Raw genomic sequence first — 17,239 nt, forward strand, 5'->3', positions numbered from 1 at the left:
TTTCCCTTTTCCTAAAAACCCTGTGCCTCTATGGTGCACAGGGTTTTTACATGTTTTCTAAATTAAGGGAAAAAATCAGTTGACACTATTACTTTCAACTCTTATAATTACATTAAGTTCAAATATCTCAAATTAAAGATATATAAATTAAAGATTAATAATTAGGAGGAATAACCATGACAAATACAAAATGGACAATCGACCCAACTCACAGTGCTATTGAATTTTCTGTAAAACATATGATGATCGCTAAAGTAAAAGGAAGTTTTAATAAATTCGAGGCAAACATTTCAGCAAATCCATTGGATCTAACGACTGCAGATATCGATTTTACCGTAGATGTGGCAAGTATTGACACTCGCAATGCAGATCGGGATAATCACTTGCGTTCAGCTGACTTTTTTGACGTAGAAAAAAATCCTACATTAACGTTCCAATCTACAAAAATAGTGAAAACGGATGACGATGAATACGATGTAACAGGAAATGTAACCCTTAATGGGATTACACAAGAAGAAACTTTCGCCATCACCTTCGAAGGCCAAGGGAAAGATCCTTGGGGAAATGAAAAAGCAGGATTCAGCGGGAAAGGGAAAATTAAACGCAGTGATTATGGTTTGACGTATAACGCGGCATTAGAAACAGGCGGCGTACTTATCGGGGATCAAATCACTCTTACCATCGAAATTGAAGTAGCTAAAGAAGCGTAACGATTAAAAAGCAGCGATCCGTTTGGATGGCTGCTTCTTTTTTATTCAAGTATTCATTACCCTATCCTTCTACTGCTACCGAATTTACGAATTCCTCGTTTTATAAAGTAAATAAATGAAGTATGGTGCCCCGATGCTCGCTGTGAAGACACCAGCCGGTATTTCCAATGGTGAGAATAAGGTCCGTCCAATCAAATCCGCCACCATAACGAGTATTCCACCAAGCAGGGCTGAAGTAGGCAATAACACTCCAAAACTCGAGCCCACCAGCCTTCTAGCCATGTGTGGGGCCATTAATCCGACAAAACCTATGCCACCAGCAAAAGCAGTAGAACCACCGATCAAAGCCGTACTGATCATCAATAATGTAAACCGCTGTTTTTGGACGTGTCCACCAAGCCCTGTTGCAAGGTCATCGCCTAGCTCCTGTAAATTAATATTCCTGGCATACAGAAAGGCGATTAAAAGGAAAAGAATCGTCCATGGTGCCAGTACAGCGATATTATTCCAGGTGGAGTTTGACACTGACCCCGTGATCCAAAGGTTTGCCTGACTAGCTTGATAGACTGGGCCAAGAATCATCATCATCGTAGTGAGGGCCTTCATTAGAGCCATCACCCCAATCCCGATCAACACAAGCCTTATCGGGGGAACTCCATTTTTCCAGGCTAAGGAATAAACAAGGAATGCCACGACTGTCGCCCCAATGAATGCAGCTAACGGCAGCCAATTGATACTCACCGTTAAAGAATGATTCTTATCGCTAAAAACAGCCAAGAATCCAACAACCGCTACAGTGGCTCCACCTGTTATCCCCAAGATATCAGGCGAGGCAAGTGGGTTTCGAATCATCCCTTGCAGGATTCCTCCAGCTACAGCAAGTCCCATCCCCACCAAGAGAGCAACAATTATTCTAGGCAAGCGAAAGGACTGGATAATTAGACGATCGCTATCCGTTCCCCCTCCGAAAAGAACTTGGAGGACACTTAACGGATTAATATTCATTTCACCCAAACCAGTACTGATCACAAACACTAGTGAAGTGACTAAAAATAATATAAAAATCACAATCATCGCTTTTTTATCCAATATGAAGGATATTTTTTCATTAAATAAACGAAAGTTCTTATATGACTTCATCGGCCGCTGAACCCCTTTCTAGCTATGTAAATAAAGAATGGGGTCCCGATTATGGCTGTCATGACTCCAACCGGAACTTCTCGAGGCATCAGGATATACCTGGAAATGATATCTGCTGCAATCAAAAGCACCGCCCCGAAAAGTCCAGAGAACGGAATCAACCAGCGATGATCGATGCCAACTATAGAACGGGTAAGATGCGGAACGACGATTCCTATAAAGCCAATCGGACCCGCAACCGCCACTGATCCGCCAGCGAGCAGGATGATTGCCAGCCCCAGGACCAGTTTAAGGAAAACTATATTCAGTCCAAGGCCTTTTGCAACATCCTCACCCATTGATAACACATTCATTTTACCGGACATGATCAAGGCAAGGCCCCAACCTACGACAAGATACGGCAGGACGGCAATTAAATTGTCTAAACTTCTGCCGGAAACCGATCCAGCAAGCCAGAACAAAACTTGATCTAATAGTGCCTCATTGGAAACAAGAAGACCTTGTGTAAGTGAAGCCACCATGGCCGTCATGGCTGCACCAGCCAATGTCAGCTTCATCGGTGTCAAGCCGCCGCGTCCCATGCTTCCAATCATATATATGCTTATCGCGGCTATGGCCGCCCCTATGAATGACAGCCATGTGAATACTTGAAGATTGCTTATCCCAAAAACGGTGACCCCAGTGACAACCGCCAATCCCGCCCCGGCGTTGACCCCGAATATATCTGGAGAGGCCAGAGGGTTTTTAGTTAGCGTTTGCATCAAAACCCCCGAGATGGCCAAACTTGCACCAATTGCCGAAGCGATCAGGGCACGAGGAAGTCTGACTGATTGAATGACAATGTGTTCATTGGTCCCATTGAACTGGGTAAAAGCATCGATGGCCATCTTCCAAGTTGTATCTGTATAACCGTATACAATGCTTGAGCACAGTAAAAACAGCAGCAAAAGAATGGTAATGAACAGCCCCATCCATTTCTGCCATGTATATTTTAATAGCATATCCAGTTACCTTTCCAATCACGTTTGTATAGTAATATTTTACTGGTGGTAATGGGATTATGTCAACGATTTTGAGAATCATTTTCAATTATATATTGACAGAAAACTATATTCATTTTATGATGAGGCTGTTAAGTGCGAATGATTATCATTTGCTGAAAATTGGGAGGGATACATAAATGTTTAGGATCAAGTCATTATTCACCATTTTTACTATATTTGCAGTCTTCCTTCTTGCAGCTTGCGGAAATTCGGATGATAAAGCAGCAGGAAATAAAGCAGACGACAAAAAAGAGGATACAAGCTATACAATCGAGCACGCCATGGGTTCTACTGAATTGAAAAAAGCGCCAAAAAGAGTGGTCGTTCTAACAAATGAAGGCACTGAAGCACTACTTGCTTTAGGAATTAAACCTGTTGGTGCCGTTCAATCATGGCTTGGTGACCCTTGGTACGACCATATTAAAGATGATATGGATGGGGTCGAAGTTGTTGGTGTTGAACATGAAGTGAACTTAGAGAAAATCGCATCACTGAAGCCTGACTTGATTATCGGAAGTAAGATTCGCCAAGAGGCTGTATATGATAAATTAAGTGCAATCGCCCCTACCGTCTTTTCGGAAACGCTTAGAGGAGATTGGAAAGAAAACTTTAAACTATATGCAAAAGCCGTTAACCTTGAAGATAAAGGGAACGACGTAATTGCTGAATTCGATAAACACACAGAAGATCTTAAAGCTAAATTGGGTGATAAGGTAAATCAAGAAGTTTCCGTTGTTCGTTTCATGGCTGGAACTACTCGTATTTATTACACGGATTCATTCTCTGGAGTGATTTTCGATCAATTAGGATTTAAACGTGCAGAGCAACAGAAGGAACTGTTCACTGCAGATAATAAATTAGGTAACCTTGCCATCGAGGTAGGTAAAGAAGTCATCCCTAAAATGGATGGAGATCTTCTCTTCTACTTCACTTACGCTCCTGAAGGCGACAAACAAGCCCTAAGCACTGCAAAAGAATGGACAAATGATCCACTTTGGAAAAACCTTGATGCAGTTAAAAATGGAAAAGCTTATGAGGTTAGCGACGCTACTTGGAATACATCTGGCGGCGTAATTGCAGCTAATAAAATGCTGGACGATATAGAAAAAATCATGCTGGAAAAGTAATAACATAGGATTGCGATCTTACTGAAAACGGCCTTTCTCGATATAGAATTCGAGAAAGGCCGTTTTATTTTACATTCATTCTGCTGTGTCATTTGTGACTTTAACCCACTTGTCCACTTTCCTTTAATTGATCATCAACGAACAAGATGCCCAATTCATAATGCTCCCCGTCAAATAGCGCTCTTTGCACAAACCGGATCTGTTCATTATTATCGATGACCTCAAGCTTGCAATGTGCACGGTTAATTTGGAGCGCCCTGTATAACTCTTCTTCTTCCCTGACGACGACACCATTTATTTTCGAAATGACCTCGCCTTTAACTAATCCCATTTTATCCGCCGGAGAATGAGGGATAACACCTAAGATCTGAACACCAAGCTTGCTTTTTGAAAAATAAAAAGGAAGTTTGGTATCGATTGCTTTTTGGGAATAATGCAGGAATTCACGGCCAAGAATCGCCAATACAGCTGTTATGATTGCCAATGGCGGGTAGAAGTAACCAACAACAGCCAATGCCGTAATCACGAACCCTAAAGCTCCCACCTTTTTACCTTGCGCCCTAATGGCCTGTCCCGGAAGCGTCCCATGAACTTTTTGCTTGAAGCCGATTAAAATGGGCAGCATGATCGGCGACAGGTTTACATCCCCGATTGAAAAAACCGGATACCAATCGAAAGGCACTGGAAGCTGCCCTCCCGGAATCATGACGAACATTGGAATTAGCCAGATTCGTTGTGAAACATACACACCAATCGGCTGCCCCCTCTTGGATACCTTCAGCTGCGGGGAGACCTTTTTACTTCCATTGCCAACAATCAAAAACCCTTCAGCGATCAGTAATAACCCGATCAATATAACAAGTGTCGGATAGACGGATCGATCCAGCTGATTAAACGCATCCTGAAATACTGGCAGCTGGATATCTCCATCATATAGAAAGAGAAGGATAAAGAAGGTGATCCCCACTGTATAAACGGGTGAAACAAACCTCTTTTTCATGGTCAGTAAGGATAAGAAAGTTACCCCGGCCATGACATACACTGCCGCCAAAGGGATGGTGATTCCTGAAGCCAACGTGAGGAAAGAAAGAATGAATCCCCATATCAATCCTTGAAATAACATTGAACGCAGCTCCGTGGAAACTCTGTAGATCTTCGTATTAAAATCATGGCGTTCCCGTTTAACGCGGAGATAGCCGATGAATAAACAATAGGCAATCGAAACATAAAGCAAAGGATGAAGGAAGAGTTTTCCTAATCCTATAAAGCATGCAATCAGCCAATCCGTTGTCAATTTCTTTCCACCATCCTCAAAAGTAATCAAAAGTATGTAAAATTCGTTCTAGTCAGTTACCTCCTATTCTATCAAAAATGTAACCTCCCTGCCTATTAAGATACAGAAAAAGTATCTTTATCTTAGGTTTCCCTTCGTTAGCATTCATGCTTGTAGAAGGACGATCAATCAATGTAAAAAAGGCACCGCTCCAAAGGAACAGTACCTTCACTATTATTTCACTAAATAATTCAACGCCGTGCGTAACTGAATATCATTATCCTCATCCTGAATCTTTTCTAGAATGGCGGTTTCCAGATGTGCCGCCGTTTTAGCGCCCAGCTTACCAGTCACTTTCAGTCCAAATTGTTTTTGGAAAGCTTTTACTGCAATTTCAGTATTCCAATCATAATAACCATCTTCACGACCCGGTTCAAATCCAAGTCCTTTCAGGATGCTTTGGGCATACTGGATCTGTTCGTCATTCATATCCCGTTGCAAGACCTTATCAACAGCCAGCTGATGGGCATCGAAGTAATCCGGCTGTTTTACATTGATTGTCGGTTCGATCCCTTTTTTATGGATCCAGTTCCCTGAAGGCGTCAACCACTTATATAATGTAAGTTTAATCTTACTCCCATCGCCCATTGGAACAGCTTGCTGTACTGTGCCTTTCCCGAAGGTCTTCTCACCGACCAATGGGTAGCCTCCCGCCTCTTGCATCGCGCCAGCCAGAATTTCTGAAGCTGAGGCGCTCCCTTTATCCGTCAACACGGCAATGGGATAACTCTTCGCTTTCTTAAGGCTTGTAAAAAACGATTGCGTTTCTCCCGTCCTTTCAGCAATTTGCAAATAGGGTTTATCTTTTGTGATAAACTCGCCAAGAATCGTTTCCACACTAGATAGAAGGCCGCCTGGATTGCCGCGTACATCAATGACCAATCCTTCGATTCCCTTCTTTTCCAGCGCCTTCATCTGCTTTTTGAAATCAGTCGCCGTATTTTCCGAGAAAGTGGTTAACTCGATGTAGCCGATTTCTGCTCCTGCCACATCTTTAATTGATGAAAACACTGTATCAAGCGGAATTTCGGCACGCACCATATTGAACTCGAGTGGATTGGAAACCCCCGCACGCTTTATTTCCATTTTGACGGATGACCCTTTTTCGCCACGGATTTTCAGGCGTGTTTCATACAGATCCAACCCTTCCACGCTTTCACCATTCACCTTAAGGATTTGATCTTTCGGCTTTAAACCAGCTTTTTCAGCAGGCGAGTCTTTGTAAGGAGATACAATTATCACCTTACCATCTTCCATACCAATTTCAGTCCCTATCCCTTCAAAAGAAGAGTCCAAGGTTTCATTGAATTGCTTAGCGGTCTCCTTGTCCATATATACGGAATAGGGATCTTTCAACGCTGACAGCATGCCTTGGATGGCACCTTCCACCAGGTGGGACCCATCCACCTGTTCTACATACTGACTTACGATCAAACCATAAGCTTGTTCCACTTTTGCCCATTCCTTATCTTTCGGTATTGTTTGGCTTTCTTGCTTTGCTTCATTCTTATTCGGGAGGCTTGTCCAATATATGCCCCCCAGTGCTCCAATGACTAGTGACATGATGATGGCTAGAGGAAGTACCCATTTTTTGATCATCTTTATCCCCATTTCTGACCTGATATGTATTTCACTATATGAGGTGATCAGAAAAAATATGCTTGAAGATCATGGTGCTCACAACAAAAAAAGACCGGGATAAAATCCCGGTCTTTTAATTCGTATCTATAGGGGGTATTAATTAGGTATATAGTTTAATGGATTAACAGCATTGGACTTGCTATAATTCCATGGGCCTTTATGTAGCTCAAAGTGTAAATGCTGACCGAATGAGTGTCCTGTGTTCCCCATGATACCAATTTGTTGACCTTTGGCAACAACAGCACCTTCACTTACTTTTCTAGAGTTCATATGTGCATATACCGTAGTCCATTGCTGACCGCTGATTGAATGGGTAACAAAGACGACATTACCGTATGTACTGGACAAATAAGAACGGCTTACGACTCCGTCGGCTGCCGCTACAATTGGAACCGTTCCACTAGCAGCAATATCAATGCCGGCATGCTGTTTATTCCAACGTTCACCCATTGTTGAAGATACATATCCTGCACTTGGTCTTGTAAAAGTACCCGATGATACAGCAGGCACTTGACTTACATTTGACGATGAGTGTGAAGATGGTGATGGTGATGATGATGAACTGTTGCTTTTTGCACTAGATCCTGATGAAGAAGATTGTTTTTTGGATTCGGACGCCTGGGCTGCCGCTTGTGCTGCTTGTGCTGCTTCTTGCTCTGCACGTTTTTTCGCTTCGGCTGCCGCTTTTTTACGAGCTGCTTCCAATTCGGCAAGTCGTTGATGCTCTAAGTCGATGGCTGATTTAATAGCCTTTTCTTGAGCAGCAAGATTCGCTTTTTCTTCCTCTAAGCCCATCTTCTCATCTTCATGTTTTTTAGTTTGTTTCTTTAATTTCTCAACTAATGCATCCTTTTCTTGCTTCTGCTTCTTTTGTTGCTCTTGGATTTGCAATAGTTCGGCTTTTGCCACTTCTAAACTAGCAAGCTTCGCTTCAACGGCATTTTGCTTTTCTTCCAAATCTTTTTTATCTAGTTCATGCTGCTTTAAAATATCCCGATCGGCTTCAGCGATTGTCGCTACAGCTCCGACGCGGTCTACTAAATCTCCAAAACTTGATGATCCGAATAACACTTCAAGGTAGTTCACGTCCCCGCCAGTCTCCTGGAAAGAAAGTGCCCTTTCCTTCAATACTTCATTACGCTTGGCAATCCGATCTTTTAATACTTTAATCTCTTCTTTCAATGCTTCAATTTCTTTTTTCGTTTGTGTAATTTCAGCATTTTTAGCATCGATTTTTTTCGCGGACTCTGCAATTTTCGCTTCAATGGCCTCGATTTGTTCTTCTGCGGTCATTTGCTTATCGTGCAGGTTATCGATTTTTTTCTCCGTGTCGGAAATATTCGATTCTACACCCGAACGTTTTTCCTGAATGGAATCTTTCTGTTTTTCTAGATCCGAAATCGACTCAGCATAAACCGAAGGTGCTGCTAAAATGCTTCCCAACCCAATCATGATGGAGGCATTCATGGCAATGATATTTTTTTTCAACGCTTCATTTCCCCTTTCAATCCCGTCACATACCGTGCCTTGCAACGTCTCTCTATTTGTATCAGGCTTCTTTTGACATTCGTGTGTAAAAGAAGGTGTTTGATGATAATTTTATACTTTCAAGAACTTCCTGACGGACATCAAGCTTCCCCATATTCCGATAACGGCACCTAGTACAATGAGGATGGCCGAAACTTGATAAATAAACGGGCTTGCAGGTAGCAAATCCACGAATTTGAACGTAATCTGTGGTGCTGCATATTTATAAATATTGTAATAGAGTACAGAAATCAAACCGATTGGTACAATAGAACCGAGGATTCCCAACCAGAGTCCTTCCAAGAAGAATGGCCAACGGATAAATGTATTCGTTGCTCCTACTAATCTCATGATCTCAATTTCTTTTCTTCTAGCTACAATTGTAATTTTAATCGTATTCGAGATCAGGAACATCGCAGTGAATAGTAAACCTACAATAAGAACGATCCCTATGTTTCTCGCTATATTCACGAAAGAGAATAATTTCTCTACGTAGCCCTGTCCATATTTGACACTTTGGATATATTCAAAGCCTTCGATCTCTTTTGCCACCTTGATGACATCTTGCGGAGTTTTCGTTTTGATAATATAAACGTCCCTTAATGGGTTGTCCTGTTCAAATGGTTTAAATGCCTTACCATTATCACCTAAGTCATCTATTAAATTCGTAAGCTCTTCATCTTTTGGAGAGAAGATGACCGATTCAATCCCGTTCATTTCCGAAATTTGTTTACCGATAGCTTTTATATCGTCATCATTCGCCGCATTATCAATATGCGCACGAACTTCGACATCCTTCTCCACATTTCCCGCGATATGATTTAAATTCATCATGAGCACTAAAAAGACGCCAACCAATGTTAGTGTGACCGTTACTGCACTGACTGAAGCAAACGTCATCCATCCATTACGGCCAATATTTTTAAAACTTTCACGGAAGTGACGGAGCAATGTTCTAAATTTCATATCCGTAATCACCTCGATGTTCATCGCGAACGATTTTTCCACTTTCAATGGCAATGACACGTCGTTTGATATTATTGACGATGTCCCTATTATGAGTAGCCATGACAAGTGTTGTTCCGCGTTTATTAATTTCTTCAAATATGTTCATGATTTCCCACGATGTTTCAGGATCAAGATTCCCTGTAGGCTCGTCGGCAATGACTACCTTAGGATCATTGACGATCGAACGGGCTATTGCAACCCTTTGCTGTTCTCCGCCAGATAGCTCGGAAGGAAGCATTCTAGCTTTATGTTTAATGCCAACCAGATCCAGAACTTCCATAACTCTCTTTTTGATTTCTTCTGGTTCCTTTTCGATAACTTCCATGGCAAATGCTACATTTTCATAAGCTGTGAATGTTTGAAGGAGTTTAAAGTCTTGGAATACCATACCGATATTACGGCGGAATAGAGGAACTTTCGAATTGCGGATACTTGGGAGGCTGAGGCCATTGACCAAGATATTACCACTTGTCGGCTTTTCTTCCCTATACATCATTTTGATGAAGGTTGATTTCCCGGCACCGCTGGGACCTACTACATAAACGAATTCGCCTGGCTTTATTTTCACATTGATTCCATTGATGGCAATGACGCCATTTGGATATGTCTTTTTCACATCTATCATTTCTATCATTCTAAAACCACCTAATTTGCTTGTATTATCACTATGTACTAACGGCTTTTTCGACATTTTTCACTGAAATCTGACAGGAAATCTCTCTTACTTGAGCACAGAAACATTATAACATCATATTTTGTCAAATTAAGCATAAAAATTATTACAGTTTCATTTCAGTTAGACATAAATCAACATCTACGTAATAATTCCAGAATTTGATTGCTTGGTAAAGGGGTAAATGTGAGGTGTTTAGAGGATTTTAAAGGAGGCTGAATGAAACGTCCTGCTGTTGCAGAACGTTTCGATGGTAATCACTTATGTTTAGCAAGCCATTCAGCGACCATGCTCGCTTCTTTGCCCTGAATTATTCCTTTTGGCATTGCTCCTTGACCATTTGCAATGACCTTTTCGATATCAGCTTTTGATAGTTTCGATCCAACCTTCGTTAAATTCGGCCCCACGCCACCTTCGAGATTCACTGCATGACAACTTGAACATTTGTTTTCGTAAATTTTCGCGGCATCACCAGCATCTGCCGTTGTTGTTTCGTTATTTTCACTTGCAGGCTCTTTATCAGCGGCATCATCGTTCCCGCCACATGCGGCCAAGGCCAAAGAAGTACCTAAAAATAAGGCTAACCATTTCTTTTTCATGAACTTACCCCCTCTTTTTCGTACCAATACAAGAACATTATACCAATTTCATTCTAGTTTAAAACCCTCCCCAAGTACTTCCGATGCGTCCATTACAATGACAAACGCTTTAGGGTCAACGAGTTTCACCAATTGTTTCAATTTGGTGAATTCCGATTGGTCTATTACACACATCAATATTGGACGAGTATCATCCGTATAGCCGCCATACCCGGAGATCCCTGTTACTCCCCGGTCAAGCTCATGTATGATAGCATCCCTTATTTCCATTTCATTATTCGTGATAATCAGTGCCATTTTGGAACGATTCAAGCCGACCTGAACAAGATCAATCGTCTTACTTGTCACATATAACCCTATTAATGCATAAAGCCCTTTCTCAATATCAAAAACGATCGCAGCACTTAAGACAATGATTCCATCAATGACAGCCACACATGTCCCTAATGACATATGGGTGTACTTATGAAAAATCTGGGCAGCTAAATCCGTTCCCCCTGTCGATCCCTTCCCGCGAAAGACAATCCCTAGTCCAAGTCCCACCATCATCCCTCCGCAAATCGAACCAAGCAATGCATCATTCGTCCATGCATCCCAATCCTTTGTCAGAAATACCACTAGAGGCAAGAACAAGGTTCCAATCAGGCTTTTTGCTCCGAAATGTCTTCCCAGTATGATAAGCCCAGCAATGAACAAAGGAATATTAAACCCCCACAGTACATAGGCTGGCTCCCAACCGAGAGTTGACCTGAGAATCGTACTTATCCCACTGACCCCGCCCGATGCAACTTGGTTAGGCAGTAAGAATACATTAAAACCAATGGCAATTATGGCCGAGCCCACAATCACCAATCCATACTCCATTAACTTTTGCATGTATTGGTGCTTCGGCTCCCGGTATCTTTTTCTCATTCTATATTGTCTCCTCAAACCATCATTATTAACTAGTATTGGCTGTACGGAATGTAGCATTCCTTTTCATATCCTGTAAATGTCAGCCAGATGAACGTTAAAGGGAGAATGAAGGGAGTCCCATGTAAAAGAAATCATAAAAAAAGCCGGACCAGGGATACCGGTCCGGCTTTCACATCTTATAATTTTGAACGTAAGTACGCATCAATGAACATATCGATATCCCCATCCATGACAGATCCCAAGTTTCCAGTCTCCGCACTCGTACGGTGATCTTTAACCATGGAATACGGATGGAAAACATATGAACGGATTTGGCTTCCCCAGCCAATTTCCTTTTGCTCACCGCGAATTTCATCCAAATCCGCTTGTTGCTGTTCAATTTCACGTTGATACAGTTTGGCTTTCAGCATATTCATGGCTTGAGCCTTATTTTTGATTTGTGATCTCTCGTTTTGGCACGTCACCACTGTATTGGTAGGTAAATGGGTGATCCGGACCGCCGAGTCAGTCGTATTGATATGCTGACCACCTGCACCACTTGCCCGGTACGTATCAACCTTCAAATCTTCCGTACGTATTTCTATATTGATCGTCTCATCGAATTCCGGCATGACTTCACAAGAAACGAATGATGTATGGCGCCGTCCAGAGGAATCAAAAGGAGAAATACGAACAAGACGGTGAACTCCTTTTTCCGCTTTCAAATACCCGTAGGCGTTATGGCCCTTGAAAAGTAAAGTGACACTCTTGATTCCCGCTTCATCACCTGGAAGGTAATCAAGGGTTTCCACTTTAAAGCCTCTCTTTTCACCCCATCTTGTATACATACGGAGCAGCATCGAACCCCAATCCTGGGACTCCGTTCCGCCTGCACCTGGATGCAGTTCAAGAATGGCATTTTTCGAGTCATATTCTTCACTTAGTAAAAGTTGAAGTTCAAAGTCATTCATCTTTTGTGAAAGAACCGTGATTTCCTCTTCCAGCTCTGCCAAAAGTTCCTCATCGTTCTCCTCTTTCACAAGTTCATACGTCAAATCCAGATTTTCATATGACTCATTCAAATCGGACAATTGATTGACCTGTTCTTTCAATGCATTCGTTTCATTGATGACAGTCTGAGCTTTTTGCTGATCATTCCAAAAATCGGGATGTGTCATCTCATTTTCTAGCTGTGCGATTCGTGCCTCTTTTTCATCTAAGTCAAAGAGACCCCCTAAAGTCCGTTAATCGTTGCGCTGTTCGTTCGAGTTCATTTCTAATTTCTGCTAATTCCATTTCTCTTCACCTCATTAAGTATGTTAAAAAACCCTGTGTTGGGTTCGCATCAGTACAATTAAGCCTCTTCAAACTATATGCAAATATATTGCTTTATGCAAATTAAACATGAAAAGAGGCGGCAAGTCTCTTCCACTTAACCGTCTCATAATCATTATACACCTAACTTTAACCTAAATTACCATGGCAATTCTTATATTTTTTACCACTTCCGCATGGACATAATGCGTTTCTGCCAACGTCTTCCTTTTTACGAGCCGGGGCTTTTTTCACTTTTCCCCCGTCTTCTTCCTTCGGATTGACCGCTTGTCCTTTTATGACTTCCTTCCGCTCTAAGTTATTGCGGATTTCAGCTTTCATGATGTATTTGGCGACTTCATCTTCCATAGAAGCGATCATGGCTTCAAACATCGCGAAACCTTCGGATTGATATTCACGAAGTGGATCGATTTGGCCATAAGCACGAAGGTGAATCCCTTGGCGCAATTGTTCCATTGCATCAATATGGTCCATCCACTTACTATCGACCGCACGAAGTACGATGACTTTTTCGAATTCACGCATCTGTTCTTCAGATAGCTCTTCTTCTTTTTCGTCATAGTTTACTTTCAATTTAGCTAAAATGAACTCAACCAATTCCGGTTCATTTTTTCCTTCTAAATCTTCTACCGTGATGGAACCTTCATTGAATAAGTTGCCGTTCAAGTAATCGACAAGACCTCGTAAATTCCAACCTTCCTCATCGCCCATTGGTGCAAACGCGACAACATTGCGCTGGATGGACGCCGTAATCATCGTTTCGACGATTTCTCGTAGGTTTTCACTTTCCATCACATCGAAACGCTGCTTATAGATAATTTCCCGTTGTTGACGGAGAACATCATCGTACTGCAGCAATTGTTTACGTGAATCGAAGTTATTGCCTTCCACCCGTTTCTGGGCTGATTCAACGGCCCTTGTCACCATTTTACTTTGAATCGGCTGGGAATCATCCATGCCAAGCCTTGTCATCATGTTTTTCATGTTATCCGATCCGAAGCGACGCATTAATTCATCTTCCATTGATAAATAGAATTGAGTGACCCCCGGATCTCCTTGACGGCCCGACCGACCACGCAACTGGTTATCTATACGCCTGCTTTCATGACGTTCCGTACCGATGACAGCAAGGCCTCCACGCTCCTTGACGCCTTCCCCAAGCTTGATATCCGTACCGCGGCCAGCCATGTTCGTCGCGATCGTAACTGAACCTTGATTACCTGCATTCGCAATGATTTCCGCTTCACGCTCATGGTTCTTTGCATTCAAAACATCGTGAGGGATTCCTTTTTTAGATAAATAAGCTGAAATGACTTCAGAGGTTTCAATAGCGACTGTACCGACAAGCACTGGCTGCCCCTTTGCATGACGTTCGGCGATGTCTTCCACAACAGCCCGGAATTTCCCATCAGTTGAAGCATAAATTAGATCTGGCCTGTCATCCCTGACGATATTTCTGTTTGTCGGAATGGCAATGACATTCATATTATAGATATTGCGGAATTCCTCTTCTTCCGTTTTGGCTGTACCAGTCATACCGGAAAGTTTTTCGTACATCCGGAAATAGTTCTGGAACGTAATCGTCGCAAGTGTCATGCTTTCATTTTGAATTTCAAGGCCTTCCTTCGCCTCTATCGCCTGGTGGAGACCCTCACTGTAACGACGGCCTTTCATCAAACGGCCTGTGAATTGGTCAACGATGACAATCTCGCCTTCTTGGACAACGTAATCCACATCCAAATGCATGGAAACATGTGCCTTCAAAGCCTGATTTATATGATGATTTAAAGTCACGTGATTTATATCGAACAAGTTATCGATATTAAACGCTTTTTCAGCACGGTTCATCCCATCTTCTGTAAGCTGAACGCCTTTTGTCTTTTCATCGTACGTATAATCGGTATCTTTTTGTAACGTTCTCACAAACGCATTGGCTTGGATATAGAGCTGGGCCGATTTTTGTGCAGCACCGGATATGATCAATGGCGTTCTCGCCTCATCGATCAAAATCGAATCGACTTCATCAATGACAGCAAAATGCAGTGGGCGTTGTACCATTTGTTCTTTATATAGCACCATATTGTCCCGAAGATAGTCAAAGCCTAACTCATTATTCGTGCTATACGTAACGTCAGCATTGTAAGCCTCTTGTTTTTCTTCTTTAGAATGACTGTTCAAGTTCAATCCGACGGTCAATCCGAGGAAATCATACAATACACCCATCTCAGTGGCATCACGGTGTGCCAAATATTCATTGACAGTTACGACATGTACACCTTTACCAGTAAGCGCGTTTAAATAAACTGGCATGGTGGATGTTAATGTTTTACCTTCCCCTGTTTTCATCTCGGAGATATTGCCATCATGAAGGGATGCCCCTCCCATGATTTGGACGCGGTAAGGATACAAGCCTAGAGCACGCTTTGCCCCTTCACGCGCAACCGCAAAAGCCTCAACAAGCAGATCATCAACGGTTTCCCCGTTTTGATAACGCTCTTTGAACTCCCCCGTTTTAGCACGCAACTGTTCATCCGATAACGCAGCCGTCCCATCCGCCAGCGCTTCGACCTGATCAGCGATTTTTTCCAGACGTTTGATTTCTCGCTTATTCGGATCAAAAACTTTATTTAATATATTAAGCATTCAATAACGCTCCTCTATTATGGTAATGATCGTTCATTGATTTTTGACAAAATTCATATAAGTAAGAAGGAACACACCCTCTATTATTACTAATCCACGCTTAATTTTACCACTTCTATCCTAGAGGTACAACTTCATGTCACTTCCATGCTTATTGACCTGAATTCAATTCTTGCGAAAAACAATGGATAAATGAGGAGTAAAGCTGTTAAAATAGAAGGAAGTAAAAAATTATATTGTACACTCCCCACTATTCCATGCAAATGCGAATTATCCATAACCTTCCATCACTAGATGCTCTATACTCTCTAGCGATAGCATGTCAAGGTATCCAACCTTACAGGCTTCATGTTTTGAATGATTTAAGGTGGGCTACTAAATAATTTTAATCAGAAGATAAATAGAACATGTTTCGAGGTGGTATTGATGATTGGTGAACGTGTAAAAAAACTGCGAGAAGAAAAGAAAATGTCGATGACTGAACTTGCCGATAAAGCCGGCGTGGCCAAGTCCTACTTAAGTTCGCTCGAGCGGAACTTACAAACGAATCCTTCTATTCAATTTCTCGAAAAAATCTCCGCCGTACTTAACATTCCTGTTAATGACCTTCTTTACGATGCACCCAAAAAGGATACCTTGGACACTGACTGGATGAAAATCGTTGAGGAAGCTATGAATTCAGGCGTTTCAAAACAACAATTCAGGGAATTCATCGAATTTAATAAATGGAGAAAAGATAAAGAAGAATAGAAGAGTTTTAGTCTACCTACATAATCCAAAAAAATACAGTTCGAATAAGCTAGAGGAATAAACCCTATAAACAGCTAATGAATGAAACCGCTGTTTATAGGGATGTTTTTGTTTTTTTCGATACTTAGCTTCTATCATTTTCTTCTAATGTAACCTCAAGGCTTTTCCGTTCAAAAAAAGCACTAATTTCCTCTTTTTTAAAACCCAAGCTCCTTGCTTCTGAAATCAACTTCACCCATTCTTGGTCCATTTCCACATTTGCCACCTCTTCTACCTCCTAAAATACTCTTTGTATTTCAGGCAGACCAGCCATCTTAGTCTCGAGGACCTTAGACCTGTGCCTTTGCGCCCTCATCTTTCAATAAGTTTGCCTTTGTCGTGGTACTTATTACCAAATACATCCCTTTTAATTATATTATAACGGATACGCACTCCATATATTGCTATATTATGTCGCAAAACTACCAAAATGCAAAACTTTTATACGACAAAATATTACAATATTAAGAAAATTCACTTCATTTATTATCCTTTTAATTACGCTTGTTAACAAAATAGTAAATATTGCTCTTCTTGTTCATTCGATGGGCCGCATTAATTCTCTCCATTGTAAGTGCATCCAAGGCTTTTTGCACGGTCAAGTCTTCACCACATGTCGGGCAAAGCCACTTTCCATTTTCCGCACTGCTAAAAGAAGCCCTATGGCACGCATGGCAATTCTTTTGATACAAAAAATACAACCCCTTTGCGCCTTGATCAAATTGTTTTTTATAAACAACAAAACGTTCTTTTTAAAGAACTGACAATTTGAGTATA

The 17,239-nt window shown here is 41.7% G+C and carries 15 protein-coding genes and 1 riboswitch; of the genes, 3 read left to right on the plus strand and 12 right to left on the minus strand.

Annotated elements, in window-relative coordinates; translation table 11 throughout:
• The first annotated feature begins 176 nt into the window (after window positions 1–176).
• Complete coding sequence (locus ACQKMH_RS17615) at window positions 177–710, plus strand: YceI family protein (RefSeq protein ID WP_427588762.1); 534 nt, start codon at window positions 177–179, stop codon at window positions 708–710.
• 84 nt (window positions 711–794) lie between these two features.
• Here ACQKMH_RS17615 and ACQKMH_RS17620 read toward each other — a convergent pair whose 3' ends face one another.
• Complete coding sequence (locus ACQKMH_RS17620; protein ID WP_427588763.1) at window positions 795–1,850, minus strand: FecCD family ABC transporter permease; 1,056 nt, start codon at window positions 1,848–1,850, stop codon at window positions 795–797.
• Window positions 1,847–2,851, minus strand: coding sequence for a FecCD family ABC transporter permease (locus tag ACQKMH_RS17625; RefSeq protein ID WP_427588764.1), 1,005 nt, complete (start codon window positions 2,849–2,851; stop codon window positions 1,847–1,849). Before ACQKMH_RS17625 ends, ACQKMH_RS17620 begins: the two co-directional genes overlap by 4 nt.
• 179 nt (window positions 2,852–3,030) lie before the next feature.
• Here ACQKMH_RS17625 and ACQKMH_RS17630 point away from each other — a divergent pair, with 179 nt between their 5' ends.
• The gene (locus tag ACQKMH_RS17630) at window positions 3,031–4,020 is read left to right on the plus strand and encodes an ABC transporter substrate-binding protein (protein ID WP_427588765.1); all 990 of its coding nucleotides are present in this window, start codon (window positions 3,031–3,033) and stop codon (window positions 4,018–4,020) included.
• Window positions 4,021–4,120: 100 nt separating this feature from the next.
• Here ACQKMH_RS17630 and ACQKMH_RS17635 read toward each other — a convergent pair whose 3' ends face one another.
• The 9 genes from ACQKMH_RS17635 to secA all read right to left on the minus strand — a co-directional run bounded on the left by ACQKMH_RS17635 (window position 4,121) and on the right by secA (window position 15,673).
• Window positions 4,121–5,314, minus strand: coding sequence for a PDZ domain-containing protein (locus tag ACQKMH_RS17635; RefSeq protein WP_427588766.1), 1,194 nt, complete (start codon window positions 5,312–5,314; stop codon window positions 4,121–4,123).
• Window positions 5,315–5,527: 213 nt separating this feature from the next.
• Complete coding sequence (locus ACQKMH_RS17640) at window positions 5,528–6,952, minus strand: S41 family peptidase (RefSeq protein WP_427588767.1); 1,425 nt, start codon at window positions 6,950–6,952, stop codon at window positions 5,528–5,530.
• Window positions 6,953–7,090: 138 nt separating this feature from the next.
• Complete coding sequence (locus ACQKMH_RS17645) at window positions 7,091–8,482, minus strand: murein hydrolase activator EnvC family protein (protein ID WP_427588768.1); 1,392 nt, start codon at window positions 8,480–8,482, stop codon at window positions 7,091–7,093.
• Window positions 8,483–8,593: 111 nt separating this feature from the next.
• Window positions 8,594–9,487: a permease-like cell division protein FtsX gene (gene ftsX, locus ACQKMH_RS17650; protein ID WP_427588769.1), complete on the minus strand. Its 894-nt coding sequence runs from the start codon at window positions 9,485–9,487 to the stop codon at window positions 8,594–8,596.
• The gene (ftsE, locus tag ACQKMH_RS17655; protein ID WP_061141190.1) at window positions 9,477–10,163 is read right to left on the minus strand and encodes a cell division ATP-binding protein FtsE; all 687 of its coding nucleotides are present in this window, start codon (window positions 10,161–10,163) and stop codon (window positions 9,477–9,479) included. Before ftsE ends, ftsX begins: the two co-directional genes overlap by 11 nt.
• A gap of 296 nt (window positions 10,164–10,459) precedes the next feature.
• Window positions 10,460–10,801 (minus strand): cytochrome c551, encoded by a 342-nt coding sequence (cccB, locus tag ACQKMH_RS17660; protein ID WP_427588770.1) that lies wholly within the window; start codon window positions 10,799–10,801, stop codon window positions 10,460–10,462.
• Between the two features lie 48 nt (window positions 10,802–10,849).
• Entirely contained in the window at window positions 10,850–11,677 is an 828-nt protein-coding gene (locus ACQKMH_RS17665) for a YitT family protein (protein WP_427589003.1), read from the minus strand.
• 215 nt (window positions 11,678–11,892) lie between these two features.
• A protein-coding gene (gene prfB / locus ACQKMH_RS17670) for a peptide chain release factor 2 (protein WP_427588771.1) occupies window positions 11,893–12,991 on the minus strand; the annotation gives its coding sequence in 2 pieces (ribosomal slippage) (window positions 11,893–12,927 and window positions 12,929–12,991; 1,098 coding nt in all).
• Window positions 12,992–13,159: 168 nt separating this feature from the next.
• Window positions 13,160–15,673 (minus strand): preprotein translocase subunit SecA, encoded by a 2,514-nt coding sequence (gene secA, locus ACQKMH_RS17675; protein ID WP_427588772.1) that lies wholly within the window; start codon window positions 15,671–15,673, stop codon window positions 13,160–13,162.
• A 426-nt stretch (window positions 15,674–16,099) separates the two neighbouring features.
• Here secA and ACQKMH_RS17680 point away from each other — a divergent pair, with 426 nt between their 5' ends.
• Complete coding sequence (locus ACQKMH_RS17680) at window positions 16,100–16,423, plus strand: helix-turn-helix domain-containing protein (RefSeq protein WP_427588773.1); 324 nt, start codon at window positions 16,100–16,102, stop codon at window positions 16,421–16,423.
• A gap of 124 nt (window positions 16,424–16,547) precedes the next feature.
• Here the strand turns inward: ACQKMH_RS17680 and ACQKMH_RS17685 are convergent, their stop codons facing one another.
• Window positions 16,548–16,688 (minus strand): anti-repressor SinI family protein, encoded by a 141-nt coding sequence (locus tag ACQKMH_RS17685; RefSeq protein ID WP_427588774.1) that lies wholly within the window; start codon window positions 16,686–16,688, stop codon window positions 16,548–16,550.
• 31 nt (window positions 16,689–16,719) lie between these two features.
• Window positions 16,720–16,805: riboswitch (cyclic di-GMP riboswitch) on the minus strand.
• Window positions 16,806–17,239 lie beyond the last annotated feature (434 nt).

The organism is Peribacillus sp. NPDC097895 (assembly GCF_050277555.1).
GTDB lineage: Bacteria > Bacillota > Bacilli > Bacillales > DSM-1321 > Peribacillus.

Coding starts and splice junctions, on each gene's coding strand:
- ACQKMH_RS17615 (WP_427588762.1), top strand. CDS start 177: ATGACAAATACAAAATGGACAATCGACCCAACTCACAGTGCTATTGAA.
- ACQKMH_RS17620 (WP_427588763.1), bottom strand. CDS start 1,850: ATGAAGTCATATAAGAACTTTCGTTTATTTAATGAAAAAATATCCTTC.
- ACQKMH_RS17625 (WP_427588764.1), bottom strand. CDS start 2,851: ATGCTATTAAAATATACATGGCAGAAATGGATGGGGCTGTTCATTACC.
- ACQKMH_RS17630 (WP_427588765.1), top strand. CDS start 3,031: ATGTTTAGGATCAAGTCATTATTCACCATTTTTACTATATTTGCAGTC.
- ACQKMH_RS17640 (WP_427588767.1), bottom strand. CDS start 6,952: ATGATCAAAAAATGGGTACTTCCTCTAGCCATCATCATGTCACTAGTC.
- ftsX (WP_427588769.1), bottom strand. CDS start 9,487: ATGAAATTTAGAACATTGCTCCGTCACTTCCGTGAAAGTTTTAAAAAT.
- ftsE (WP_061141190.1), bottom strand. CDS start 10,163: ATGATAGAAATGATAGATGTGAAAAAGACATATCCAAATGGCGTCATT.
- cccB (WP_427588770.1), bottom strand. CDS start 10,801: ATGAAAAAGAAATGGTTAGCCTTATTTTTAGGTACTTCTTTGGCCTTG.
- ACQKMH_RS17665 (WP_427589003.1), bottom strand. CDS start 11,677: ATGCAAAAGTTAATGGAGTATGGATTGGTGATTGTGGGCTCGGCCATA.
- secA (WP_427588772.1), bottom strand. CDS start 15,673: ATGCTTAATATATTAAATAAAGTTTTTGATCCGAATAAGCGAGAAATC.
- ACQKMH_RS17680 (WP_427588773.1), top strand. CDS start 16,100: ATGATTGGTGAACGTGTAAAAAAACTGCGAGAAGAAAAGAAAATGTCG.